The following is a 20074-nucleotide window of genomic DNA, read 5'->3' as shown; positions in this document are numbered from 1 at the left end:
CAACCCCGTCCCAAAGCTGCTAATTTCATTCCATGGTCAATATCCACATTTACCTGGCATCAACAAGGCTGTCACGGTGAGAGGCCGGGATCCCAGCCCAAGGGGAATAGAGGTAAGCATGCTGATCGAAAAAACGCTGATCGAACAATTCAATATCAACGAGATCGAGATCCAGCGACGCATGGCGCTATTGAAACTGAGCCAGGCCGAGCTGGACACCCTCGCCGCCCAGCAGCCGCTCATTGAACGTAATCTTGATGCCATCGTTGGCAAGTTTTACGAAAAACAGACGGAGTTCGATGAGATTGCCCTGTTGATTGGCGATTCGGATACCTTGCAGCGCCTGCGCACCGCCCAGCGTCGCTACATACAGGAACTCTTCTGTGGCCACTATGACAATGCCTATGTGAACAGCCGGCTGCGGATAGGGCTGGTGCACAAGCGCATAGGGGTGGAACCCAAGCTCTATCTCTCTGCCAGCTGTACCCTCAAGTACCTGATAGAAGACGTGCTGATCGAACAGATGAGCAACGCCACAGAGCGCTCTCTGGTCTTGCGTGCCCTCGACAAGCTCATCAGTTTCGACACTGCCCTGGTATTTGATACCTACATAGGGACTCTGCTCAGCGCCGTGGAAAATGCCAAGAAACGCATGGAGGCCTATGCCCGCGAGCTGGAGGAAAAATCCAAGATACTCAGTAGCCATGCGGAGCGGGATCCCCTCACCGAGCTCTACAACAAGCGCGCCATGATGAGTACCATCAACCGCGAGCTCAACGCCGCTATCCGCCGCAAGAGCTATCTCTCCGTCATCTACATCGACGTCAACAAGTTCAAGTTCATCAACGACACCTTCGGCCATGCCAAAGGAGACGAGGTGCTCCAGACCCTGGGGCAGGCCATCGCCGAGTGCTGCCGCAACACCGACTTCCCCTGCCGGATCGGCGGCGATGAGTTCTGCGTCATCCTGCCGGAAGCCAGCCGGGCGACGGCGCTGCACATCAGCGACCGCATTGAGGCCAGCTTCACCACCGCCTATCCCGAGTTCTCCATCAGCATAGGTATCAATGCCACCGGCAATGAAGAGTTTGTCAGCGTCAACGAGCTGATTGATGGCGCAGACAAAGCCATGTACGAAGCAAAACAGCAATCCTGACCCTGAATCCGCCCCACAAAAAATGGACCCTGACGGTCCATTTTTTGTGGGGCGGGTGCCACTGGTTACTCCTCCAGGGGCTCGTCAAACAACGGGTGGTAGAGCACCTCCCCCTGCAGGCCCGCCAGGCCCCCCGTTTGCAGCTCCATGGCCATAAAGTGCTCACTCGGCACCTCATAGCAGCAGTGCAGACCGAACTCGCTGGCGGGACGAAAGCCGAAGCGGCCGTAGTAGGCGGGATCGCCGAGCACCACCACCGCCTTCCAGTCCATCTCCAGCGCCGTGTCCAGCCCCTCGCGGATAAGCTCCGAGCCTATGCCCTGGCCCTGCCAGTCGGGGTGAACCGCGACCGGGGCCAGGCCAAGCCAGGGTCCCTCCTGTCCATTGATGGTGACGGGACTGAGCAGCAGGTGGCCCATGAACTCATAGTCCTCCTCCTCCACCTGGGTCACCACGGCGGCGCCACACTCGCGCAGGCGATTGACCAGTTCGGCCTCATCATGACGGCCAAAGGCGGCACTCACCAGTTCATAGACCGGCAGCATGTCGCCGGGGCGCTCGGTTCTCAGCATAAGACAGACTCCTGATACAACTTGCCGCCATTATTCCATATAACCGCCGCGGCGCCGGCACGGCTTTGTCGAGAAATGGGAGCCTCGCCCCAGGAAAACGATTGAACGTCATGGGCGCCGCGCCTCATCTTTCGTCCCCGGGGGCGGCCAGCCGCCAGTGGCGCACCAGGCAATCGGGACGAGACGCCAGGGCGCTCACCCCCAGATCCACCATGCCCAGCTTGGCCATCACCCGGCCCGAGGCCAGATTGGCCGTCATGTGGCAGGCGTTGATCTCGGGCAAGTGGGCGCGCCCAAAGGCAAAGTCGCGCACCAGTCTGGCGGCCCGGGTCGCCAGCCCCCTATTTTGCCAGGGCAGCCCCACCCACCAGGCCAGGCTGCCATCCCGGCCCAGGGAGAGGGTACCCACCGCCTCCTCTGCCCCTTCGTCATCCAGGGTGATGGCCCAGCTCCAGCCCTGCCCCAGGGCCTGCCTGCGCCAGCACAGGCGCAACCAGTCCAGGGCCCCCTCATCCGGGTAGGGGTGGGGGATATTGAGGGTATAACGGCTCAGGGCGCCGTCCCGGCAGTAGCGGCGGATCCAGGTGTCGTCCCCGGGCTGCAGGGGGCGCAGCGTCAAGCAAGCTGACGAGGCAAGGCTCGGGGGTGACGGGAGCGAAGTGGTGACTTCATTGAAGGACGGCGTGAGCGGAGCACTCACTTCGCTCAGAGCAGGGATGGTCAGGTGCTTGGCCAGCAACCGGGTCAAGGCTGGCCCCAGGGGATCGCCAGGGGCCAGATCCTGATCCCCACCGCACGGCCCCAGGGTCAGCAACCCCAGCTCCCGGGCCAGCACCTGCAAGGAGAGGGAGCCGCTCAGCAGGATCTGCCGATTCGGCAGCCCAGCCCCCAAAGAGTCGGGGGCCGGGGTCAGCCAGTCGGCCAAGAGCTGGCTGGCATCGAGCCAGCCATCTGGCTCACAGCCAGGGAGGATGGCGCCTTGGGCACCTGGCCCCCCTCTGCCTGGATGACCCAGCAGCCACCAGCCATGGCCGGCCTGACGCCAACGGGCCAGCACCAGCAACCAGTGGGGTGCAAGCAGCTCGCCATCGATCAGCAGACCCAGGGGAGAGCGCCTCGGCCAGGCGGCAGCCTTGTGAGCGGTCACTTGGCCTCAGGGCGCCAGTCTGTCTATCTGCCAGCCTGACCCTTCCCGCCGATAGAGGAAGCGGTCATGGAGCCTGTGTTCGCCCCCCTGCCAGAACTCCACCGTGTCGATCACCACCCGGTAGCCGCCCCAGAAGCTCGGCAGCGGCACCTCGCCATTGGCAAACTTCTGCTTGAGCTCGAGAAACTTGGCCTCCAGCACGCCTCGGGCACTGATGCGGGAGGATTGCTGGGAGACCCAGGCCGCTATCTGGCTATCCTTGGGGCGGCTGTGGAAATAGCGCATCACCTCGAGGGAGCCCAGCTTCTCCACCCGGCCCGTCACATGCACCTGTCTGTCGAGCATGTGCCAGGGGAAGAGCAGGCTGATGCGGGGATTGCCCGCCAGCTGGCTCGCCTTGCGGCTGCCCATGTTGGTGTAAAACAGCATGCCGGCATCGTCGAAGTGCTTGAGCAGCACGGTGCGCTGCCAGGGCTGCCCCTCGCCATCGACGGTCGCCACCACCATGGCGGTGGGATCGGAGAGCCTGGCCTCGCAGGCCTGCCCCAGCCACTTCTCGAACAGGACCAAGGGCTCGGCGGGCAGATCCGCCCGGTGCAGCCCCCCCTTGATGTATTCACGGCGCAGATCGGCAACATCCATCATCTTGTTTTTCCTTCTTTATTTTCCCATTCCCCGCCCCATGGCGACGGGCATGTTCTGGCTGGCATTGTGCGACGAGCCCGCCCTCGCCACAAGCCTCAACTGCGAGGGGAGGCCCATGGCCTCCCCTCTGCTGCTTTATCTGGCGGCCCCCTCATCGGGAGGGCAAATACCTCGGCCGCTGGCCTCTTTTCTCCCGCGGCGCGCCATGGCCGCCTTATTTGTCTTCATCGGAAGGACAGTGGCCGAGCATCTGACGATTGTACTCGGCGGCGAACTCGGTCAGCGCCTGCTGCCTGGCCTCTTCCCCCGGCCTGACCATGTCCACCAGCCCCGTCAGATAGCGTGTGCCGCAGCGGGCCTTGGCGGCCTGCTGCTGCTCGGCCGCGATGCCCGGTGCCATCTGGCCACGTCCGGCCCGTATGATGAGGCGGTGATCGCCCCGCGCCAGGTGCTCGTCCAGTGCCTGGGCCAGATCCGGTACCACTGTGCCAGGCAAAGCCGCATCGGGCTGGGGAACCCCCTGGGAGCTGGCATCGGCCTGGCAACCGGCGAGCAGGAGGAGCCCCAGGGGCCAGAGGGCCTTCATCGGGCCACCCAACGCCGGCTGGCGCCCCCCAGGGCGAGCAGCAGCAACAGCCAGGGGCCGGGACTGCCGCCACCGCCGCCTCCCTCCTCGCTCGAGTCGCCGTCGGGCGCCGTCGGCGTGACCGGCTGGCTGACGCTGCCTATGGTGCTGCCGCTGCCCGCCAGCCTCAGCCTGGGGCTCATGGAGAAGAAGATGTTGTCGCTACAACTCAGCTTCAGTCGGCCCTGATCCGAGGCGGGCAGGGTCGGCAGCAGCAGACTGGCGGCGCCGCTGTTGGCGATCCCGCTCGCCAGCGGGCTCCAGGATTGGCCGTCGTTGGCGCTCAGCGCCACGTCCACCTTGCCGCAGGAGATGGGGGCAAGCTGGCTGCCCGCCACCTGCCAGGCGATGGCCAGGGACTGCTGCTCCGCCAGGGTGCCGTCCAGGGGGGCGGTCAGCCTGAAGCTGGAGCCTGTGTTGACCACCTGCACCTGCATCTCGTCGCTGGCGACCCCACCCTTGCCGTCGCGGGCCGTCAGGCGAAAGTTCAACGTGCGGTTGGTGGTCGGCCAGGCTTCCCCCTTGGCCAGGGTGCCGCTTTGCAGGGAACTCAGGCTGGGCAGGATCCGCTGGCTCGAGGTGCCGGGCGCCACGAAGGGGAAGATGGGACGGCTGCCGTCATCGACCATGGTGGCCAGGCTGCTGGAGGCGGTGCCCAGATCGATCTGCTCCCAGTTGTAGTTCAGGCTGTCGCCATCGAGATCCGAGCCGCCGCCGCTGAGCAGGAAGGGGGTGTTGGCCGGGATCACGTAATCCTTGCCCGCCGCCACCTGGGGCGCATTGTTGCTCAGTGCCTCCCCCGTGCCGCAGTTGGGGTAACGGGCCATGTGGACCCGCATCTGCTCGATGGACTTGCTGTGGAAATAGGCCAGGCTGCGACTGCCCAGGTTTTCCTCCCCGCACAGGCCGGCATAGCCCATGATGGAGCTGCCGCTGCCCGGCTCCCAGGCCTGGCTGGCGCTGCGGCTGCCACTGCCGCAATCCGCCGTGGTACCGTTGAAGGTGTGCTCTGCCCCCAGCTGATGGCCGAGCTCGTGGGAGACATAGTCGATGAAGAAGGCGTCCCCCACGGGAGCCGAGGACCCCGTCACCCCCTGGGATTTGAAGTTGGAGAGGCACAGGCTGCCCACCACGGCCAGGCCCCCTCCCCCTGTGTTGAGCACATGGCCGATATCGAACGCAGTGCCCCCCAGGGCCCCCGCCTGCACGCTCTGGTTCTTGGTCATGTCGCTGCTGTCATTGCTGAAGGGGTCGGTGGCGGGATCCGTATAGATGATGAGGTCGTTGTTGGGGATGAGCTGGAAGTTCACCCCCAGATCCCGCTGATAAACCTCATTGACCCGATTGAGCAGGGTAGCGATGGCCGCCAGGGCGCCGGCCTTGGTGCCATTGTGATACTGGGTGTACTCCCCCGTGGCCGAGATGGCGATGGCATAGCGCCTGCGCTCGTTGCCGCTCACCAGCACGGCCCGGGCGGCGGCCAGGGGCTGGCCCAGCACCTCGTCGGCCTGCTGATCCAGCGGGGTCAGGGCATCGCGCTGATCGTACACCACATAGCCAGCACCATCGGCCAGGGGGTCGACGAAGATGAGCCGGCCCTGGTGCCGGAACATGCCGTGAAAGCCGAGGGGGCCCAGCTCGAAGCGGCCGGTATCGCGCCCATCCTGCAGGCTCTGGCCGCTGAAGGTGAGGATCTCGGGATACTTGGCCGCCAGCGCCGCCGGCAGCAGATCATTGGCCGTCAGGGTGAAACCGACCTCTCCCCCCTCCGGCAGAGGCAACATCAGGGTGCGGGCGCCATCGGCCAGCGCCGTCAGCTGACCGCCGATCTCGTCAACCTGGCGAAAGGCTCGGGCCCGTACCTGCACGCCGGCGTCCTCCTGACCCCTGGCCGCCAGGGTATGCCAATGAGGCGTCGACTGGGCCCAGGCCTGCCCACCGAGCAGGGGCATGCATAACAGAAGCATTCGCATCGACATCATCTGGATATCCTTATCGTCTGTGCCATGGGCGGTCGCCAAAGGCGGTTGCGCCGACAAATAACGGGATCATGGCCGTTTATCAGGGGGGCGGCAAGCACCGCGGTTGCGCCAATCTGGTCTAACCCCTATCATTGCGCGGATTTCTTCGGCCAAGGTTAATCTCATGCTCAAGTCCCCACTGTTGCCCCGTTTCGGGGATCTGGTTGATGCCATTCTTGACGACGTTCTGACTCAGGGACTCACCCTGGACAGAGCCTACGCCCGTCATTTTTCCGGCATCGAACTCAAACCCCAAGAACAGGCAAGGATTGCCCTGGTCACCGGCGATCTGCTGCGTCGCCTCAGCCTCTACTGCAACCTGTCCGGCATTCAGGTGCGGCAGGCGGCGAAGAACGTCTGGCCGCTGCTGCTGGCCTGGCATGCGTTTCACAAGATTAGTATGCCCAACCACCCCAGTCTGGATCGCTTCAATGAAGAGGCATTTCGTCGCCGTCTGACCGAGGCCAAGAAGAATCCTGTGCTGATGGATGGTTGCCCCAGCTGGCTGGAGAAGCTGGGCAGCGAGCAGCTGGGAGAGAGCTGGCCCGCCGAGCGCGCCGCCCTCGCCTGGATGCCCAAGCGCTACCTGAGGGTCAATACCCTCAAGTGCACCCGGGAGCAACTGCAAGCCGCCCTGGCCAAGGAGCAGGTCAGCACCATCCCGGTCGAGGGGGTAGCCTCCGCTCTGCAGGTCACCTCTGACGCCGCCCTGTTTCGTACCAAGGCCTTCGCCGATGGCTGGTTCGAGCAGCAGGATGCCGGCTCCCAGCTGGTGGCCGCGGCCCTCGACGTCAAGCCCGGGATGCGGGTCATCGACGCCTGTGCCGGTGCCGGCGGCAAGACGCTGCACATCAGCGCCCTGATGGAGGGCAAGGGTCGCCTGCTCGCCATGGACGTGGAAGAGTGGAAACTGGAGAACCTCAAGCAGCGCGCCCGCCGCGCCGGTGCCCACAACGTGGAGACCCGGGTCATCACCAGCAGCAAGACGGTCAAGCGCCTGAAAGAGAGTGCGGATCGGGTGCTGCTTGACGTGCCCTGCTCAGGCCTGGGCGTGCTCAAGCGCAACCCGGACGCCAAGTGGCGCGACACCGCCGAGCGTCTGCCCGTGCTGATGGCGCTGCAAGAAGAGATTCTGCAACGCTACAGCCAGATGACCAAGGTCGGCGGCATGCTGGTCTATGCCACCTGCTCCATACTGCCGGCGGAAAACCGTCAGCAGGTAGACAAGTTCCTGGCTGCCAACGAGCACTTCCGCCTGCTGGATGACCATAACGTCAGCCCGAGCCAGACCGGCTTCGACGGCTTCTATATGGCCCGCCTGGAGCGCATCGCCTGAGGCTGAGCCCAGGGCGCAGCAACAGCCGCAAAAAAGGAGGGGAGCCACTGGCTCCCCTCCTTTTTTATGCTGGCAAACTGCGCCGCCTGACGGCCGCGCCAGGGATCGTCTCCCTTATTCGGCCGCGTCGTCCTGCTTGTGCTTCGCCGCCACTTCCTTGATCAGGGTCTGCAGCTCGCCCGCCTGGAACATCTCGATCATGATGTCACAGCCGCCGACCAGCTCGCCTTCGACCCACAGTTGGGGGAAGGTGGGCCAGTTGGCAAACTTGGGCAGCTCGGCGCGGATGTCCGGGTTCTGCAAGATGTCCACATAGGCGAACGGCTCGCCGCAGGACATCATGGCCTGGGAGGCCTGGGCAGAGAAACCGCAGCTCGGAAGCTTGGGGGACCCTTTCATGTAGAGAATGATGGGGTTCTCGGCCAGCTGCTGTTTAATCTTTTCAATAGTTTCCATAGGTGCCTCACTAGAGCGATTTCGGCGCTCATTCTACTGCAAAGTCCGCCGACCACAAACCGGCAAACCGCAAAGCCGCTGTTTATCTCTCCCTCAATACCGGGCGATTTGATCTCGATCATGGCAAGAATCAAGAGTTGTGACGCCATCTTTGATGCTGTTACAATCGTTCGGCCCATTGGGCGCCCGTCCTGGTCATGCGAGGACGCTTGCCCAATTACGTAAAATGATGCTTTTCGCCTGAGAAAAGCCGATGCAATGTCTTGCAACCGTCGCTTTCGCACGGCCAGCCAATGGAGAGTAGAAAATGGCTTTCGAACTTCCCGCTCTGCCCTACGCAATCAATGCTCTGGAACCGCACATCTCCCAGGAAACCCTGGAATACCACCACGGCAAGCACCACAACACCTATGTGGTCAACCTGAACAACCTGGTGCCGGGTACCGAGTTTGAAGGCAAGTCTCTGGAAGAGATCATCAAGACCTCCACTGGCGGCATCTTCAACAACGCCGCCCAGATCTGGAACCACACCTTCTACTGGCACTGCCTCTCCCCGAACGGTGGCAACGAGCCGACTGGCGCCCTGGCCGACGCCATCGCCAAGCAATTCGGCTCCTTCGCCGAATTCAAGGATGCGTTCACCAAGTCTGCCATCGGCAACTTCGGTTCCAGCTGGACCTGGTTGGTGAAGAAAGCCGACGGCTCCCTGGCCATCGTCAACACCTCCAACGCCGGCTGCCCGCTGACCGAAGCCGGTACCACGCCGCTGCTGACCGTCGACCTGTGGGAGCACGCCTACTACATCGATTTCCGCAACCTGCGTCCCAAGTACATGGAAACCTTCTGGGCCCTGGTCAACTGGGAATTCGTGGCCAAGAACCTGGCTGCCTGAGTCGCCGAGTCTTGCTGACAACACCCCGCACTGCGGGGTGTTTTGTTATGGCAGGCCGGCACCCTAAGCTGAAAGAGGCGCCCGCGGGCGCCTCTTTCTATTTCTGGATGAAGGGGACAATCACTGGTCGATCTCGTCCAGATACTCATCCAGGTTGCCCTCGTCCTGACGGCCGGTCTGGGGTCTGGCACCATCGCCAAACGGCACGTTACGCCCCTCGATCTTGCTCTGATCGTATTGCAGGTAGAGACCCTTGGTGAAGGCGTAGGGGTCGAGGGAGTTGTCCACCACCCGCTCCTGATCGATGAGCTTGGAGCGAGTCCCCACTCCGTCCAGGGCCCAGTGCACCACCTTCATCGGGAAGGTCAGCAGGGCATAGGGGAAGTAGAGGGTGTCGATGGTGTCACCAATCAAGTCACGGGTGGTGGTGGGACCATAGACGGGGAACATCAGATAGCCCCCCTCGCCGATGTCGGCACGGCCGATAAGGGTGCTCATCTCCAGCATGTTGCGCTCCAGCCCCAGGTGCTTTGCCACGTCGAAGATGCCGAGCAGACCCAGGGTGGTGTTGAGAGTGAAACGGCCCAGGTTGTTGCCGGCACCGGACAGATCGCCACTGATCAGGTGGTTGACCATGCTGCTCGGCTCATCGAAGTTGTTGACGAAGTTGTCTACCCCCTCCTTGACGCTGTCCGGCACATAGTCCGCATAGCTGTGGATCACGGGACGGGCGACATAGGGCTCCAGCACGTCGAAGTTGACCGCCCACATGGCGCGGTTGACGCCCTGGAAGGGATCCAGGGGATCATCGGCCGTGCTGGTTGCCCCGGGGGCGCTGTGGTTGCTGAGCCCCAGATCCAGGCTCTTTGGACCCGGTTTGGGAGGGCCGCCGGCGCAGCCACCGAGCAGCAGTGCCAGGATCCAGGCTCCAAATCGTATTGGCATACTGATTTACCTTGAAAAAATCACTTTGGACAGTGTGATGATTATAAGCGGCTCGGCCCCATGGGGGCCGAGCAAAGATGACTATTAGAGGGCGCGATCGATACGGATGTCAATCGGCACTGTCGGAATTGTCGCTGTTGATACCGGGGTCGATAAGCCTTCGAAGGCCCCCTCCCGGTTCATGACGTTGCCCCCCTCGGAGAGCCGCGCCTTGAACTGCAGCTCAGGATTGGCCCCCAGCTTGCTGCCTTCGATCATGGCATCCCCATCCCCGAGGGAGAGGGTGAGCGGCAGCCTGGGATCCTGAATGCGTTTGACCGCGATCGGCATGGGTGAGCCATTGGGCACCACGGCAAACACGAACAGATAGGGATCCTTGGGCATCTGGATGCCGGGCGCCAGTGTGATATGGAGGGGAAACTCACCCGGTTTCACCGCCGGTGCCGCTTCATCCTGAGCGCGGGTCGCACTCGGCGCACGCTTGGCCAGCTGCTGCTGCGCATACTCGATGGAGCGCTGGATCATCACCTCGCGGTTCGATCCCTTCTCCATCAGAGGCAGCATGGCCTGCCAGCGGGCGATGGCCGTCTCGAAGTCCTCTTTTTGCAGCGCCATGAAGGCATAGGTGGAGCGCGCCTCCAGATCCTGGGGGTCGCTGGCGATGGCCTGCTGCAACAGGGTATCGGCCTTGGCCTCGTCGCCGCTCATCATCAGCGCCTGGGCATAGGGTACCGTCACCAGGTGTTTGTCCGGCGCCATCTTGTAGGCGCGCTCAAGGGCACCGAGGGCCGTGTCGGGATCATTGCCATCCAGGGCCAGACGCCCCAGCAACAGCCAGCCGCGGTAGTCACCCGGCTCCTCGGCAAGCCGGGTACGCAGCCCCAGCATGAACTCCTGCAGATCCTGCTCGGTCACCTCGCTGTCCCGCTCGATCAGGATGCGGTTGCTGAGCTCGGGCAGGCGGGCACTGACCGACTGCCAGTGCTGCACCTCCTGCCAGGCGCCGAGCTTGGCGTAGAGCCCGAGGCTCACCACCACCAATACCAGAACGCCGGGGATCCAGAGCAGGCTGCGCCCGGCGCGGGCGGTCTGCTCCACATCCGGGATGTCGTCGAGCAGGCTGCGCTGCAGCTCCACCAGGGACTCTCCCTCCTCGGCCAGGATCCCCTGCTCCCGCTCCTCGCCAATTTCCAGCACCCGCTGGCGATAGAGCGCCTTGTTGAGGTCGGAGCGGCTGATGGTGTGATGGCTGCTCGTTTGCAGCAGCGGCAGGGCCAGGGTCAGGCTCACCAGTGCCAGCAGGGCAATGATGGCAATCCAGAATGCGATCATGGTTTCTCTTCCTCTTTGAGCAGCGCCGCCAGACGGTTGCGCTCCTCCTCATTCAATCCTTGCGGGGCGGCCTGTCTGGCCCTGGGCACCTTGCGGGCCCGCGCCAGCATCACCCCGAGGCCAATCACTATCACGCCGAGCGGACCCAGCCAGAGGATCAGGGTGGAGGCCATCATGGGCGGGTCATAGAGGATGAAGTTGCCGTAGCGCGCCACCATGTAATCGATGACCTCCTGCTTCTCCTTGCCCTGATGCACCATCTGGTAGGTCTTGTCCCGCAGATCCTTGGCCAGCCCCGCATTGGAGTCGGCGATGTCCTGGTTCTGACACTTGGGGCAGCGCAGCTCGCGGGTCAGCTCGCGAAAGGTCTGCTCCTGCTGTTCATTGTCGAACTGGTAGACGTCGATGGCCGCCAGGCTCAAGGCAGGGGTGAGCAGCGCCAGGGCCAGCAGCAGGGGAGTCAGGGTGGATCGCATCATTTCATCGCCTCATAGATGGGCTTGAGGGTGGACTGCCACACCTGGGGGTTGACGTCCCCCACGTGGCGATAGCGAATGATGCCACGGGAGTCGATGAAGAAGGTCTCGGGGGCGCCGTAGACCCCGAGATCCAGCCCCAGCATGCCGTCCGGATCGTAGAGGTTGACCTGATAGGGGTCCCCCAGCTCGGCGAGCCATTTCAGGGCCTTGTCGCGCTCGTCCTTGTAGTTCATGCCGACGATGGCCACCCCCTGCCCCGCCAGCTCCTTGAGATAGGTGTGCTCGGCGTAACAGGTGGGACACCAGGTGGCCCAGACGTTGAGCAGCATGGGGCGCCCCTTGAACAGCTTGCTGTCATGCTGCTTGTCGAGATCCTGCAGATCCTGCAGGGTGAACAGGGGTACCTCCTTGCCGACCATCACGGACTCCAGCTTGCGAGGGTCGGAATAGAGCCCCTTGAACAGAAACAGGGCCCCCAGCATGAAGATGATGAAGGGGATCAGAAACAACCAGGTCTTCTTGCTCATGGCTTGGCCTCCTCCTCGCGACGGCCGAAACGATAGCGCTTGTCCAGCATGGCGAGCACGCCGCCGATGGCCATGAAGACGCCGCCAAACCAGATCCAGCGCACGAACGGCTTGTAGTAGATGCGGACCGCCCAGGCACCGTTATCCAGAGGCTCCCCCAGCGCCGCATAGAGATCCCGGGTGAAGCCGGCATCGATGGCCGCCTCCGTCATCGGCATGCGACTGACGATATAGTTGCGCTTCTCCGGCTTGAGCAGGGCCACCTGCTTGCCGCCGCGATGGACCTCCAATATGCCCTTGAAGCCTTCGTAGTTGGGGCCGTTCTTCTCCTGGATGCCGGCGAAGACGAACTCGTAATCGGCGAAGTGCACCCGATCGCCAGCCTGCATGCGCAGGTCCTTCTCGATGCTGTAGTTCTGGGTGCAGGCGATGCCTATGATGCTGACCGCCAGCCCCACGTGCCCCAGGATCATGGCCCAGTGGCTGTTGCCAAGGCGGCGCACCCCGGTGGCGAAGCCGTGCTTGTGGGTGGCCCGCACCCAGGTCTCCTGCAGGCTGGTGATGATGATCCAGCTGCCAAGACCGATGCCGAGCGCGGCCCAGGGCTTGAACGCCTCGGCGAAGAGCCAGGGTAGCAGCAGGGCGGCGGCCAGACTCAGCACCAGGGCGAGGATCACCTTGCCCTTGAGCTCCCCCAGGGCCTGACGGCGCCAGCGGAACAGGGGTCCCAGCCCCAGCAGGGCGGCAAACGGGATGATGAGCCAGCTGTAGATGTGGTTGAAGAAGGGGGTACCGATGGAGATGCTGCCCAGCCCCAGCTCCTTGTGCACCAGGGGCAGCAGGGTGCCCAGCAGCACGGCGAGCAGGCCCGCCACCAGCAGGACGTTGTTGCCAAGGAGCAGGGTCTCCCTGCTCCACAGCTCGTGCTTGCCGTGGCTCTTGACCTGGGAACCCTTGAAGGCAAACAGCAGCAAGGAGCTGCCTATCACCGCCAGCAGGAAGCCCAGGATGAAGAGGCCCCGGGTCGGGTCCGAGGCAAACGCATGGACCGAGACCAGCACCCCGGAGCGCACCAGGAAGGTACCGAGCAGGCTCAGGGAAAACGCCGAGAGCGCCAGCAGCACTGTCCAGGCCTTGAAGGTGGCCCGCTTCTCGCTCACCGCCAGGGAGTGGAGCAGGGCCGTGCCCGCCAGCCAGGGCATGAAGGAGGCGTTTTCCACCGGATCCCAGAACCACCAGCCACCCCAGCCGAGCTCGTAATAGGCCCACCAGGAGCCGAGCACGATTCCCAGGGTCAGGAAGACCCAGGCCGCCATGGTCCAGGGGCGGGACCAGCGCGCCCAGGTGGCGTCCAGACGCCCCGTCATCAGGGAGGCGATGGCAAAGGCGAAGGCCACCGAGAAGCCCACATAGCCCATGTAGAGCATGGGGGGGTGGAAGATGAGACCCGGATCCTGCAACAGGGGGTTGAGGTCACGGCCATCCACCGGGAAGTACGGCAGGGTGCGGGTGAAGGGATCCGAGGTAAACAGCACGAAGGCGGTGAAGCCCACCGCGATGAGACCGAGCACCCCCAGCACCCGCGCCACCGCATCGAGCGGCAGGCTGCGGCTGAACAGGGCCACCGCCGCGGTCCAGCCCCCCAGGGTCAGCACCCAGAGCAGCAGCGAGCCCTCATGGGCACCCCACACCGCCGAAATGCGGTATTGCAGCGGCAGCAGGCTGTTGGAGTTGGTGGCCACATACTGCACTGTGAAGTCGTTGTCGATGAAGGCCCAGGTCAGGCAGAGGAAGGAGAGCAGCAGCAGCAGGAACTGGGCATAGGCGAGCGGACGGGCCGCCTGCATCATGCCAATGCGTCCCCACTTGGCGCCGATCAAGGGGTAGCTGCCGAGCAGCAGCGAGGTGGCGAAGGCCAGGATCAGAGAGAACTGACCCAGTTCCGGGATCATTGACTATTTCCTTTCGATGGCAGAGTGAAACGAGGTGAACACTGGGACGACGGGATCATGACTTGCTCCCCTGCAACTGCGCCTCTGTGTATTCCGGCTTGTAGTGCTGCATCCCCTTGAGGGCATCGGCCACTTCCGGCGGCATATAGTTCTCGTCGTGCTTGGCGAGCACCTCGAACGCCGCCACCGTCCTGGCATCCTCCAGGGTGCCCTGGGCCACTATGCCCTGCCCCTCGCGAAACAGATCCGGCAGTATGCCGTCATAGGTGACGGTGACCCGCTCGCCGCTGGCGTCGATGAGATCGAAGGCGACCCGCAGGCTCTGGGCGTCCCGCTTGACCGAGCCCGGCACCACCATGCCGCCGATGCGCAGCCGCTGGCCCTCCTCGGGTTTGACCTTGTCGGGCCCCTTGCCCTGCACCAGCTCCCCCGGGGTGTAGAAGAGGTCTATGTTCTGGCTCAGGGCATAGAGCATCAGGCCGATGGCGGCGGCAACGCCGGTGCTGATGGCCAGTATGATGGTCAGACGCTTCTTGCGGCGCGGGTTCATATCAGGATCTCCGTCGAAGATGAGGCGGGGAAAGGGGCCGGGAGGCTCACAGGGTATTCTCCATCTGCCGGGCCGCCTGACGGCGGGACTCGCGAGCCTGCTTGTTGCGCAGCTCCTCCAGCAGGCTGCGCCGCTTGAGGAGCGTGCTCACTATGATGCCGATGAGGCTGAGCCAGGAGAGGCCGAAGGAGAGCCAGACATAGAAGCCGTAACCGCCCATAGCCAGAAAATCGCTCAAAGAAGAGAAGTGCATGTCATTGCTCCCGCTCGGCCAGGGCCTTGACCCAGGGTCTGTGCCACTCGCGCATGATCAATTCGTTGCGAAAACGCATCAGGGTCAGGGCACCGAGGAAGGTGGCGAACGCCACTATCATCACCAGCAGGGGCCAGAGCATGCTGGGGGCGATGGAGGGCTTGGCCAGCTTGGTGATGCTGGCGCCCTGATGCAGGGTGTTCCACCACTCCACCGAGTAGTGGATGATGGGCAGATTGATGACGCCGACCAGGGCCAGGATACCGGCGGCGCGGCCCGCCACCACCTTGTCGCTGAAGGCGTTGTAGAGGGCGATGACCCCCAGGTAGAGAAACAGCAGAATGAGCTCGGAGGTGAGCCTGGCATCCCATACCCACCAGGCGCCCCACATGGGCTTGCCCCAGGCGGCGCCGGTGAGCAGGGCGATGAAGGTGAACACGGCGCCGACCGGGGCGATGGCGGCCACCGTCATGTCCGCCATGCGCAGTTGCCACACCATGCCGATGAAGGCGGCGATGGCCATGGTGGAGTAGGCCCCCATGGAGAGAATGGCGGCGGGCACATGGAGATAGATGATCCGGAAGGAGTCACCCTGCTGGTAGTCGGCGGGGGCGAAGGCCAACCCCCAGACGGTGCCTATGATGAAGGCGAGCAGGCTGATCACGGCAAACCAGGGCAGTAGCCGGCCCGCCAGGCGATAGGCCTGCTCCGGTTTGGCATAGGGGTGCAACCATTTCCACATAGCTCACAAAACCTTTCTGTTATTGATATCGTCGGCGCCGCCTACCTTACTCACTGCTCCCGGCGTGCAAATACCCCGAAAGAAATAAGCGGCACTCTCCTTGATCCATCGCAACCTATTGGCCCGCAAAGGGCAGCGTCGGGCCGGGCAGGCGCGCGCATTATCCCCGACCAATGCCAACCCAGGGTGAACAGGGACGGCGAAGGTGGTCAATATTCCCTCACCCCCGTCAGTTCACACTCACCCGCAGCGCCGCCGAGACGGCGAACGGCGTCATGGTCAGGGCCCCCGCCAGCATGGCCCCCAGGATGGCGAGCTGGCCGCTGTAGGGCAACCCCATGCTCGCCGCCTCGATGGCCGAGGTGGCGAAGATGAGCACAGGGATATAGAGCGGCAGTATGAGCAGGCTGAGCAGCACGCCCCCCTTGCGCAGGGCCACCGTCAGGGCAACACCAATCGACCCCAGCAGGCTGAGGATGGGGGTGCCCAGGGCCAGGGTCGCCGCCATGGCGAGCCAGGTGTTCAGGTCCAGGGAGAGCAGCACGGCGATGAGGGGCGAGATGAGCAACAAGGGCAGCCCGGTCAGCAGCCAGTGGGCCGTCACCTTGGCCAGGGCCAGCAGGCCCAGGGGATGGGGCATCAGCATCATCTGCTCCAGGGCGCCGTCGGCAAAATCATCCCGAAACAGCCGCTCCAGGGAGAGCATGGCCGCCAGCAGGGCCGCCACCCAGATGATGCCGGGGGCGATGCGCGCCAGCAGCTGGGGCTCTGGGCCTATCCCCAGGGGGAAGAGGGTGATGACGATGAGGAAGAACCAGAGCGGATTGAGGATGTCGGCCCGCTGGCGAAACGCCATCAGCAGCTCGCGCCGGATCAGGGTCAGCACGGCGTTCAGCATGCGGCCTCCATGGGGCGAGACGCGAGGGAGAGGGTCTTGATCCGCCCCTGCATCAGGCTCATCTCCTGGTGGGTGGTGAGCACCACCATACCGCCGCGATCGGCATGGTCCAGCATCAGCCGCTCCAGCACCTTGACCCCCTGCTTGTCGATGGCGGTGAAGGGTTCATCGAGCACCCAGAGTGCCGGACGCTCGCTCAGCCAGAGCCGGGCCAGGGCCACGCGCCGCTGCTGCCCCGCCGAGAGCTGGGCGCTGGGGTAATCCTCGAAGCCGGCCAGCCCGACCCGGGCCAGGATCTGCCACAGATCCGCGCCGTCGGCATCGCTCTGATGCAGCTTCTGGTAGAAACCGAGGTTCTCGAGGGGGGTGAGCCCCCCCTTGACCCCGGGTTGATGGCCCAGGTAGAGCAACTGATCATGGTAGTCGTCGCGGCAGTGGCGAATGTTCTCGCCATTCCAGCGTACCTCGCCGGCAAAGGGCTGGGAGAGGCCGATGAGCAGACGCAGCAGGCTGGTCTTGCCCACCCCGTTCGGGCCCTCGATTTGCAGCAGATCGCCGGGGGAGACGGAGAAGGAGAGGTGCTCAAACAGGGTGCGATCTTCACGCACGCAGCTCAGATTGTGAACGTCAAGCAGCATGGGGACGGGTTCAGATGAAAAAGGAGCGGCCTGCATCTTAACACAGTATTGGAATGGGTCTTTTCAAAGATGGGCAGCCGGCGTCGGTTTTGTGGGAGAGATCCCGCTGCGGGCTCGTCCGTTGCCGGCAAGCGCCGGCCGAGGGGTCATGGGAGGGAAAATGCAACGGGAAGGCCGCAGCCTTCCCGGGGATCAGGGTCGACCCTTTCGCAATGAGATCAACAACTCGGCTTCCGCCTTTGGCAGTTCGCACTCGTTCATCACCTCGTCCAGATCCGCTCCCAGCTCCACCATCTTGGCGGCGCGGCTGTAGAGCCGGCGATCCGGATCCTGCAGGGTCAGCTCCTGCTGGCGATCCCCCAGCTGCTGCGCCAGGGTCTCGACCCCTTGCAGTCGCTGGCCCATGCCGATGGCCCCGCTGTGCAGCTCCATCATCTGCTTGCGCAGACTCTCGAGCTGCCCCTGCAGGGCCGCCGCCTTCGCCTCGGACTCCTGCCCCGCCCGGCGCGCCTGGCGCCATCCGGCCAGTGCCACCCCCAGCGCCAGCAGGGACAACCCCAAGGCAATCGCTTCAACTATCAATCTGTCATCCTCATCTGCTCGCGCCAGGTTCAACCCGGCGCACGGGCCGGCATCGCCCCGGCAAAGGGGCAAACCCGGCCTCATCCATTGGCCGCAGCCTTAGAGGGAGCCGATATCGTCCCACTCTTCGTCTGACAGCAGCTTGTTGAGATCCACCAGGATCAGCAGTTGGCCATCGCGATTGCTGACCCCCTGAATGAACTTGGCGCTCTCCTCTGTGCCCACGGCGGGCGCCGCGTCTATCTCGGAGGAACGAAGGTAAACCACCTCGGCCACGCTGTCGACCATGATGCCGATCACCTGCTTCTCCGCCTCTATGATGACGATGCGGGAGTTTTCGCTCACCTCACCGCCGGGCAGGCCGAAACGGGAGCGGGTGTCGATGACGGTCACCACGTTGCCGCGCAGGTTGATGATGCCGAGCACATAGTCGGGCGCGCCGGGCACAGGGGCTATCTCGGTGTAGCGCAACACCTCCTGCACCTGCATCACATTGATGCCATATGTCTCGTTCTCGAGCTGGAAGGTGACCCACTGCAACACTTCGTCTTCCGCCAGGTTCTGGGCAATATTGCGCTTTTCTGTCATGTCTTGTTCCTTGTATGAAAACGTCTCGTTCCGGCGAAGGGTGGCGATCAGCGCCCTGTGATATTGACGCCCCGCGCCAGCAGTACCAGCAACTCCCTGACGTGAAGCAGGGCACACATCTTCTCTTTGACCATGCCGGCGAGCCAGGGGCGCTTGCCCTCCTGGTGGCGCCACTTGACCTGATCCCGATGCAACAGTTCGGTCCCTTTCAGGTGGTGGCAGGCCAGTCCCCAGTTGGACTCACCCAGCATGATCAGATATTGATAATCGGTTACCTCGAGCTCCTGATCCGGCATCACCCAGAGGGCAGTATCCACCACGCTCATCTGCTGCTCCCGCTGGGTCATGATGCCACGATACCACTTGGGCTGACCAAACAGGGCGCTGACCTCCCCCAGTTGATGAATGCCGCCAAGCTCCATCAGGGGCACGGCGAAGGTGACCCCGGCCACCTCGAAGAAGAGGGCCTGAAACTCGTTGCCCACCTCGATATTCTGCCAGGCCTCCGGCGCCGGGGCGACGACGGCGGCCTCAAGGCTGGCGGTCTGCACCTCGGGAAGCGCGAGCGGCGCCGCCACCTCGACCTGCGCCTGGGGGAGCACAGTCTCAGTCTCGATCTCCACCCTGAGTTCGGGCTCGGCCGCCAGCGCACTCGGCACTGGGTTGACCTCGCTCGCCAGGGCGAAGGCGTCGCACTGCGGCTCCTGGCCCAGGGCATCCATGTCGACCCGCACCTTGCTCACCTGGGCCAGCAGCTCGCTCAGCTGGGCCCTGCGCTCGGGCTCCACCTCCGCATAGGGGACAGCACGCTGGCGGATCGCCAGGGGCTGACGGGCCGGAACCAGGGTCGGCGCCTCCTCTTGCAGCAGCTCATCTTGCAACAAATCATCGATCAGCAGGGAATGGAAATAGTCATCCATCGCCCGGGTCTGGGTGATCTCACTCATACCACCACCTCCTGCACCCGTTTACGCTCCAGGGCGTCCAGGTGGGTCAATAACGTCTGATAGGCATAACAACCCCGGCTGCCGGGGGCAAAGATCGAGGGCGGCATGTGTTGCAGGCTGGCATCCCGAAACTTGGTGTCGATGGGGATGACGGCATTCCACACCGCCTCGCCATACTGCTCCTTGATGGACTGCAACGTCATCAGGGAGGCCCGGGTCCGCTTGTCAAACATGGTCGGGATCACGGTGAAGCGGAACTTGTCCCGCTTGGAACGCTGCATGATCTCGAAGGTCTTCATCATCCGCTCCAGCCCCTTCAGGGCCAGGAATTCGGTCTGCACCGGCACCAGGATGCGATCGCAGGCGGCCAGGGCGTTGACCATCATGACCCCGAGCACGGGGGGACAATCGATCAGCACATAATCATAGCTGTCCTGGATGCGCAGCAGCGCCCGTTTGAGCACCAACCCCATCCCCTCCCGGTTGCCCATGACCCTGTCCAGGGTGGCGAGGGTGATGGAGGCCGGCAGCAGGCTGATGTTGTCGAACCGGGTCTTGAGGGTCACCTTGTTGACCAGCTCGGCGCTGGGCTTGACCGCCTGGAACAGCTCGTAGAGGGTCCCCTCGAGCCGATCCGAGTCATAGTCGAAATAGGAGGTGAGGGAGGCATGGGGATCCGTGTCGATCAGCAACACCCTGTGCCCCTTCTGGGCGAGGATCCCGGCCAGTGAGACGACTGTGGTGGTTTTACCTACCCCACCCTTTTGATTGGCAACCGCCCAGACAATCAC

General features: G+C 63.6%; 23 protein-coding genes. 3 read left to right on the top strand and 20 right to left on the bottom strand.

Annotated elements, in window-relative coordinates; all coding sequences use genetic code 11:
• Positions 1-118: 118 nt before the first annotated feature.
• Positions 119-1156, top strand: coding sequence for a GGDEF domain-containing protein (locus tag ACEUCR_RS11315; RefSeq protein WP_392444424.1), 1038 nt, complete (start codon positions 119-121; stop codon positions 1154-1156).
• A gap of 65 nt (positions 1157-1221) precedes the next feature.
• Here the strand turns inward: ACEUCR_RS11315 and ACEUCR_RS11310 are convergent, their stop codons facing one another.
• The 5 genes from ACEUCR_RS11310 to ACEUCR_RS11290 form a co-directional block, all read right to left on the bottom strand.
• Positions 1222-1728 carry a GNAT family N-acetyltransferase gene (locus ACEUCR_RS11310; RefSeq protein WP_041993905.1) on the bottom strand — a complete coding sequence of 169 codons (507 nt, stop codon included), beginning with the start codon at positions 1726-1728 and terminating at the stop codon, positions 1222-1224.
• A 124-nt stretch (positions 1729-1852) separates the two neighbouring features.
• Positions 1853-2875, bottom strand: coding sequence for a GNAT family N-acetyltransferase (locus ACEUCR_RS11305; RefSeq protein ID WP_408790185.1), 1023 nt, complete (start codon positions 2873-2875; stop codon positions 1853-1855).
• A gap of 6 nt (positions 2876-2881) precedes the next feature.
• Positions 2882-3520: a pyridoxamine 5'-phosphate oxidase gene (gene pdxH / locus ACEUCR_RS11300; protein ID WP_408790182.1), complete on the bottom strand. Its 639-nt coding sequence runs from the start codon at positions 3518-3520 to the stop codon at positions 2882-2884.
• Between the two features lie 214 nt (positions 3521-3734).
• The gene (locus ACEUCR_RS11295) at positions 3735-4106 is read right to left on the bottom strand and encodes a hypothetical protein (protein ID WP_408790179.1); all 372 of its coding nucleotides are present in this window, start codon (positions 4104-4106) and stop codon (positions 3735-3737) included.
• Positions 4103-6112, bottom strand: coding sequence for a reprolysin-like metallopeptidase (locus ACEUCR_RS11290; protein ID WP_408790178.1), 2010 nt, complete (start codon positions 6110-6112; stop codon positions 4103-4105). Before ACEUCR_RS11290 ends, ACEUCR_RS11295 begins: the two co-directional genes overlap by 4 nt.
• 178 nt (positions 6113-6290) lie before the next feature.
• On the opposite strand from ACEUCR_RS11290, the gene ACEUCR_RS11285 reads away from it, so the two are divergent.
• Complete coding sequence (locus ACEUCR_RS11285; protein ID WP_041993917.1) at positions 6291-7502, top strand: RsmB/NOP family class I SAM-dependent RNA methyltransferase; 1212 nt, start codon at positions 6291-6293, stop codon at positions 7500-7502.
• A gap of 114 nt (positions 7503-7616) precedes the next feature.
• Here ACEUCR_RS11285 and ACEUCR_RS11280 read toward each other — a convergent pair whose 3' ends face one another.
• Positions 7617-7958 (bottom strand): Grx4 family monothiol glutaredoxin, encoded by a 342-nt coding sequence (locus ACEUCR_RS11280; RefSeq protein WP_041993920.1) that lies wholly within the window; start codon positions 7956-7958, stop codon positions 7617-7619.
• Positions 7959-8265: 307 nt separating this feature from the next.
• Here ACEUCR_RS11280 and sodB point away from each other — a divergent pair, with 307 nt between their 5' ends.
• The gene (sodB, locus tag ACEUCR_RS11275; protein WP_041993924.1) at positions 8266-8850 is read left to right on the top strand and encodes a superoxide dismutase [Fe]; all 585 of its coding nucleotides are present in this window, start codon (positions 8266-8268) and stop codon (positions 8848-8850) included.
• Positions 8851-8970: 120 nt separating this feature from the next.
• On the opposite strand, the gene ACEUCR_RS11270 is transcribed toward sodB, so the two are convergent.
• From ACEUCR_RS11270 to ACEUCR_RS11205, 14 genes are all read right to left on the bottom strand, one after another.
• Positions 8971-9795 (bottom strand): MlaA family lipoprotein, encoded by an 825-nt coding sequence (locus tag ACEUCR_RS11270; protein WP_408790177.1) that lies wholly within the window; start codon positions 9793-9795, stop codon positions 8971-8973.
• Positions 9796-9879: 84 nt separating this feature from the next.
• Complete coding sequence (ccmI, locus tag ACEUCR_RS11265) at positions 9880-11127, bottom strand: c-type cytochrome biogenesis protein CcmI (RefSeq protein ID WP_408774468.1); 1248 nt, start codon at positions 11125-11127, stop codon at positions 9880-9882.
• On the bottom strand, positions 11124-11603 hold the full coding sequence (locus ACEUCR_RS11260) for a cytochrome c-type biogenesis protein (RefSeq protein ID WP_111873053.1): 480 nt from the start codon (positions 11601-11603) through the stop codon (positions 11124-11126). Before ACEUCR_RS11260 ends, ccmI begins: the two co-directional genes overlap by 4 nt.
• The gene (locus ACEUCR_RS11255; protein WP_111872858.1) at positions 11603-12133 is read right to left on the bottom strand and encodes a DsbE family thiol:disulfide interchange protein; all 531 of its coding nucleotides are present in this window, start codon (positions 12131-12133) and stop codon (positions 11603-11605) included. The genes ACEUCR_RS11260 and ACEUCR_RS11255 overlap by 1 nt, the downstream gene beginning before the upstream one ends.
• Positions 12130-14085 carry a heme lyase CcmF/NrfE family subunit gene (locus ACEUCR_RS11250; protein WP_111872857.1) on the bottom strand — a complete coding sequence of 652 codons (1956 nt, stop codon included), beginning with the start codon at positions 14083-14085 and terminating at the stop codon, positions 12130-12132. Before ACEUCR_RS11250 ends, ACEUCR_RS11255 begins: the two co-directional genes overlap by 4 nt.
• A 55-nt stretch (positions 14086-14140) precedes the next feature.
• Positions 14141-14635: a cytochrome c maturation protein CcmE gene (ccmE, locus tag ACEUCR_RS11245; protein WP_041993939.1), complete on the bottom strand. Its 495-nt coding sequence runs from the start codon at positions 14633-14635 to the stop codon at positions 14141-14143.
• A gap of 46 nt (positions 14636-14681) precedes the next feature.
• A complete protein-coding gene (ccmD, locus tag ACEUCR_RS11240) occupies positions 14682-14888 on the bottom strand; it encodes a heme exporter protein CcmD (protein ID WP_408790174.1) in 207 nt (68 codons plus the stop codon).
• 1 nt (position 14889) lies between these two features.
• Positions 14890-15630, bottom strand: coding sequence for a heme ABC transporter permease (locus ACEUCR_RS11235; protein WP_041993945.1), 741 nt, complete (start codon positions 15628-15630; stop codon positions 14890-14892).
• A 229-nt stretch (positions 15631-15859) separates the two neighbouring features.
• Positions 15860-16528: a heme exporter protein CcmB gene (ccmB, locus tag ACEUCR_RS11230; RefSeq protein WP_041993947.1), complete on the bottom strand. Its 669-nt coding sequence runs from the start codon at positions 16526-16528 to the stop codon at positions 15860-15862.
• The gene (gene ccmA, locus ACEUCR_RS11225) at positions 16522-17166 is read right to left on the bottom strand and encodes a cytochrome c biogenesis heme-transporting ATPase CcmA (protein ID WP_111872856.1); all 645 of its coding nucleotides are present in this window, start codon (positions 17164-17166) and stop codon (positions 16522-16524) included. The genes ccmB and ccmA overlap by 7 nt, the downstream gene beginning before the upstream one ends.
• Positions 17167-17358: 192 nt before the next feature.
• On the bottom strand, positions 17359-17745 hold the full coding sequence (locus tag ACEUCR_RS11220; RefSeq protein ID WP_084205269.1) for a DUF2802 domain-containing protein: 387 nt from the start codon (positions 17743-17745) through the stop codon (positions 17359-17361).
• Positions 17746-17847: 102 nt separating this feature from the next.
• A complete protein-coding gene (locus ACEUCR_RS11215; RefSeq protein WP_041993956.1) occupies positions 17848-18336 on the bottom strand; it encodes a chemotaxis protein CheW in 489 nt (162 codons plus the stop codon).
• 47 nt (positions 18337-18383) lie between these two features.
• Positions 18384-19283: a chemotaxis protein CheW gene (locus ACEUCR_RS11210; RefSeq protein ID WP_408790171.1), complete on the bottom strand. Its 900-nt coding sequence runs from the start codon at positions 19281-19283 to the stop codon at positions 18384-18386.
• Entirely contained in the window at positions 19280-20074 is a 795-nt protein-coding gene (locus ACEUCR_RS11205) for a ParA family protein (protein WP_111872854.1), read from the bottom strand. The genes ACEUCR_RS11210 and ACEUCR_RS11205 overlap by 4 nt, the downstream gene beginning before the upstream one ends.

The organism is Aeromonas bivalvium, from assembly GCF_046078285.1.
GTDB lineage: Bacteria > Pseudomonadota > Gammaproteobacteria > Enterobacterales > Aeromonadaceae > Aeromonas > Aeromonas bivalvium.
The sequence above is the reverse complement of the archived record's forward strand: the minus strand, read 5'-3'. Positions and strand labels throughout refer to the sequence as shown.

Bases quoted from the DNA above. Each gene is read 5' to 3' on its own strand.
- ACEUCR_RS11315 (WP_392444424.1), top strand. From the start codon at position 119: ATGCTGATCGAAAAAACGCTGATCGAACAATTCAATATCAACGAGATC.
- ACEUCR_RS11310 (WP_041993905.1), bottom strand. From the start codon at position 1,728: ATGCTGAGAACCGAGCGCCCCGGCGACATGCTGCCGGTCTATGAACTG.
- pdxH (WP_408790182.1), bottom strand. From the start codon at position 3,520: ATGATGGATGTTGCCGATCTGCGCCGTGAATACATCAAGGGGGGGCTG.
- ACEUCR_RS11295 (WP_408790179.1), bottom strand. From the start codon at position 4,106: ATGAAGGCCCTCTGGCCCCTGGGGCTCCTCCTGCTCGCCGGTTGCCAG.
- ACEUCR_RS11290 (WP_408790178.1), bottom strand. From the start codon at position 6,112: ATGCTTCTGTTATGCATGCCCCTGCTCGGTGGGCAGGCCTGGGCCCAG.
- ACEUCR_RS11285 (WP_041993917.1), top strand. From the start codon at position 6,291: ATGCTCAAGTCCCCACTGTTGCCCCGTTTCGGGGATCTGGTTGATGCC.
- ACEUCR_RS11280 (WP_041993920.1), bottom strand. From the start codon at position 7,958: ATGGAAACTATTGAAAAGATTAAACAGCAGCTGGCCGAGAACCCCATC.
- sodB (WP_041993924.1), top strand. From the start codon at position 8,266: ATGGCTTTCGAACTTCCCGCTCTGCCCTACGCAATCAATGCTCTGGAA.
- ACEUCR_RS11270 (WP_408790177.1), bottom strand. From the start codon at position 9,795: ATGCCAATACGATTTGGAGCCTGGATCCTGGCACTGCTGCTCGGTGGC.
- ccmI (WP_408774468.1), bottom strand. From the start codon at position 11,127: ATGATCGCATTCTGGATTGCCATCATTGCCCTGCTGGCACTGGTGAGC.
- ACEUCR_RS11260 (WP_111873053.1), bottom strand. From the start codon at position 11,603: ATGCGATCCACCCTGACTCCCCTGCTGCTGGCCCTGGCGCTGCTCACC.
- ACEUCR_RS11255 (WP_111872858.1), bottom strand. From the start codon at position 12,133: ATGAGCAAGAAGACCTGGTTGTTTCTGATCCCCTTCATCATCTTCATG.
- ACEUCR_RS11250 (WP_111872857.1), bottom strand. From the start codon at position 14,085: ATGATCCCGGAACTGGGTCAGTTCTCTCTGATCCTGGCCTTCGCCACC.
- ccmE (WP_041993939.1), bottom strand. From the start codon at position 14,635: ATGAACCCGCGCCGCAAGAAGCGTCTGACCATCATACTGGCCATCAGC.
- ccmD (WP_408790174.1), bottom strand. From the start codon at position 14,888: ATGCACTTCTCTTCTTTGAGCGATTTTCTGGCTATGGGCGGTTACGGC.
- ACEUCR_RS11235 (WP_041993945.1), bottom strand. From the start codon at position 15,630: ATGTGGAAATGGTTGCACCCCTATGCCAAACCGGAGCAGGCCTATCGC.
- ccmB (WP_041993947.1), bottom strand. From the start codon at position 16,528: ATGCTGAACGCCGTGCTGACCCTGATCCGGCGCGAGCTGCTGATGGCG.
- ccmA (WP_111872856.1), bottom strand. From the start codon at position 17,166: ATGCTGCTTGACGTTCACAATCTGAGCTGCGTGCGTGAAGATCGCACC.
- ACEUCR_RS11215 (WP_041993956.1), bottom strand. From the start codon at position 18,336: ATGACAGAAAAGCGCAATATTGCCCAGAACCTGGCGGAAGACGAAGTG.
- ACEUCR_RS11210 (WP_408790171.1), bottom strand. From the start codon at position 19,283: ATGAGTGAGATCACCCAGACCCGGGCGATGGATGACTATTTCCATTCC.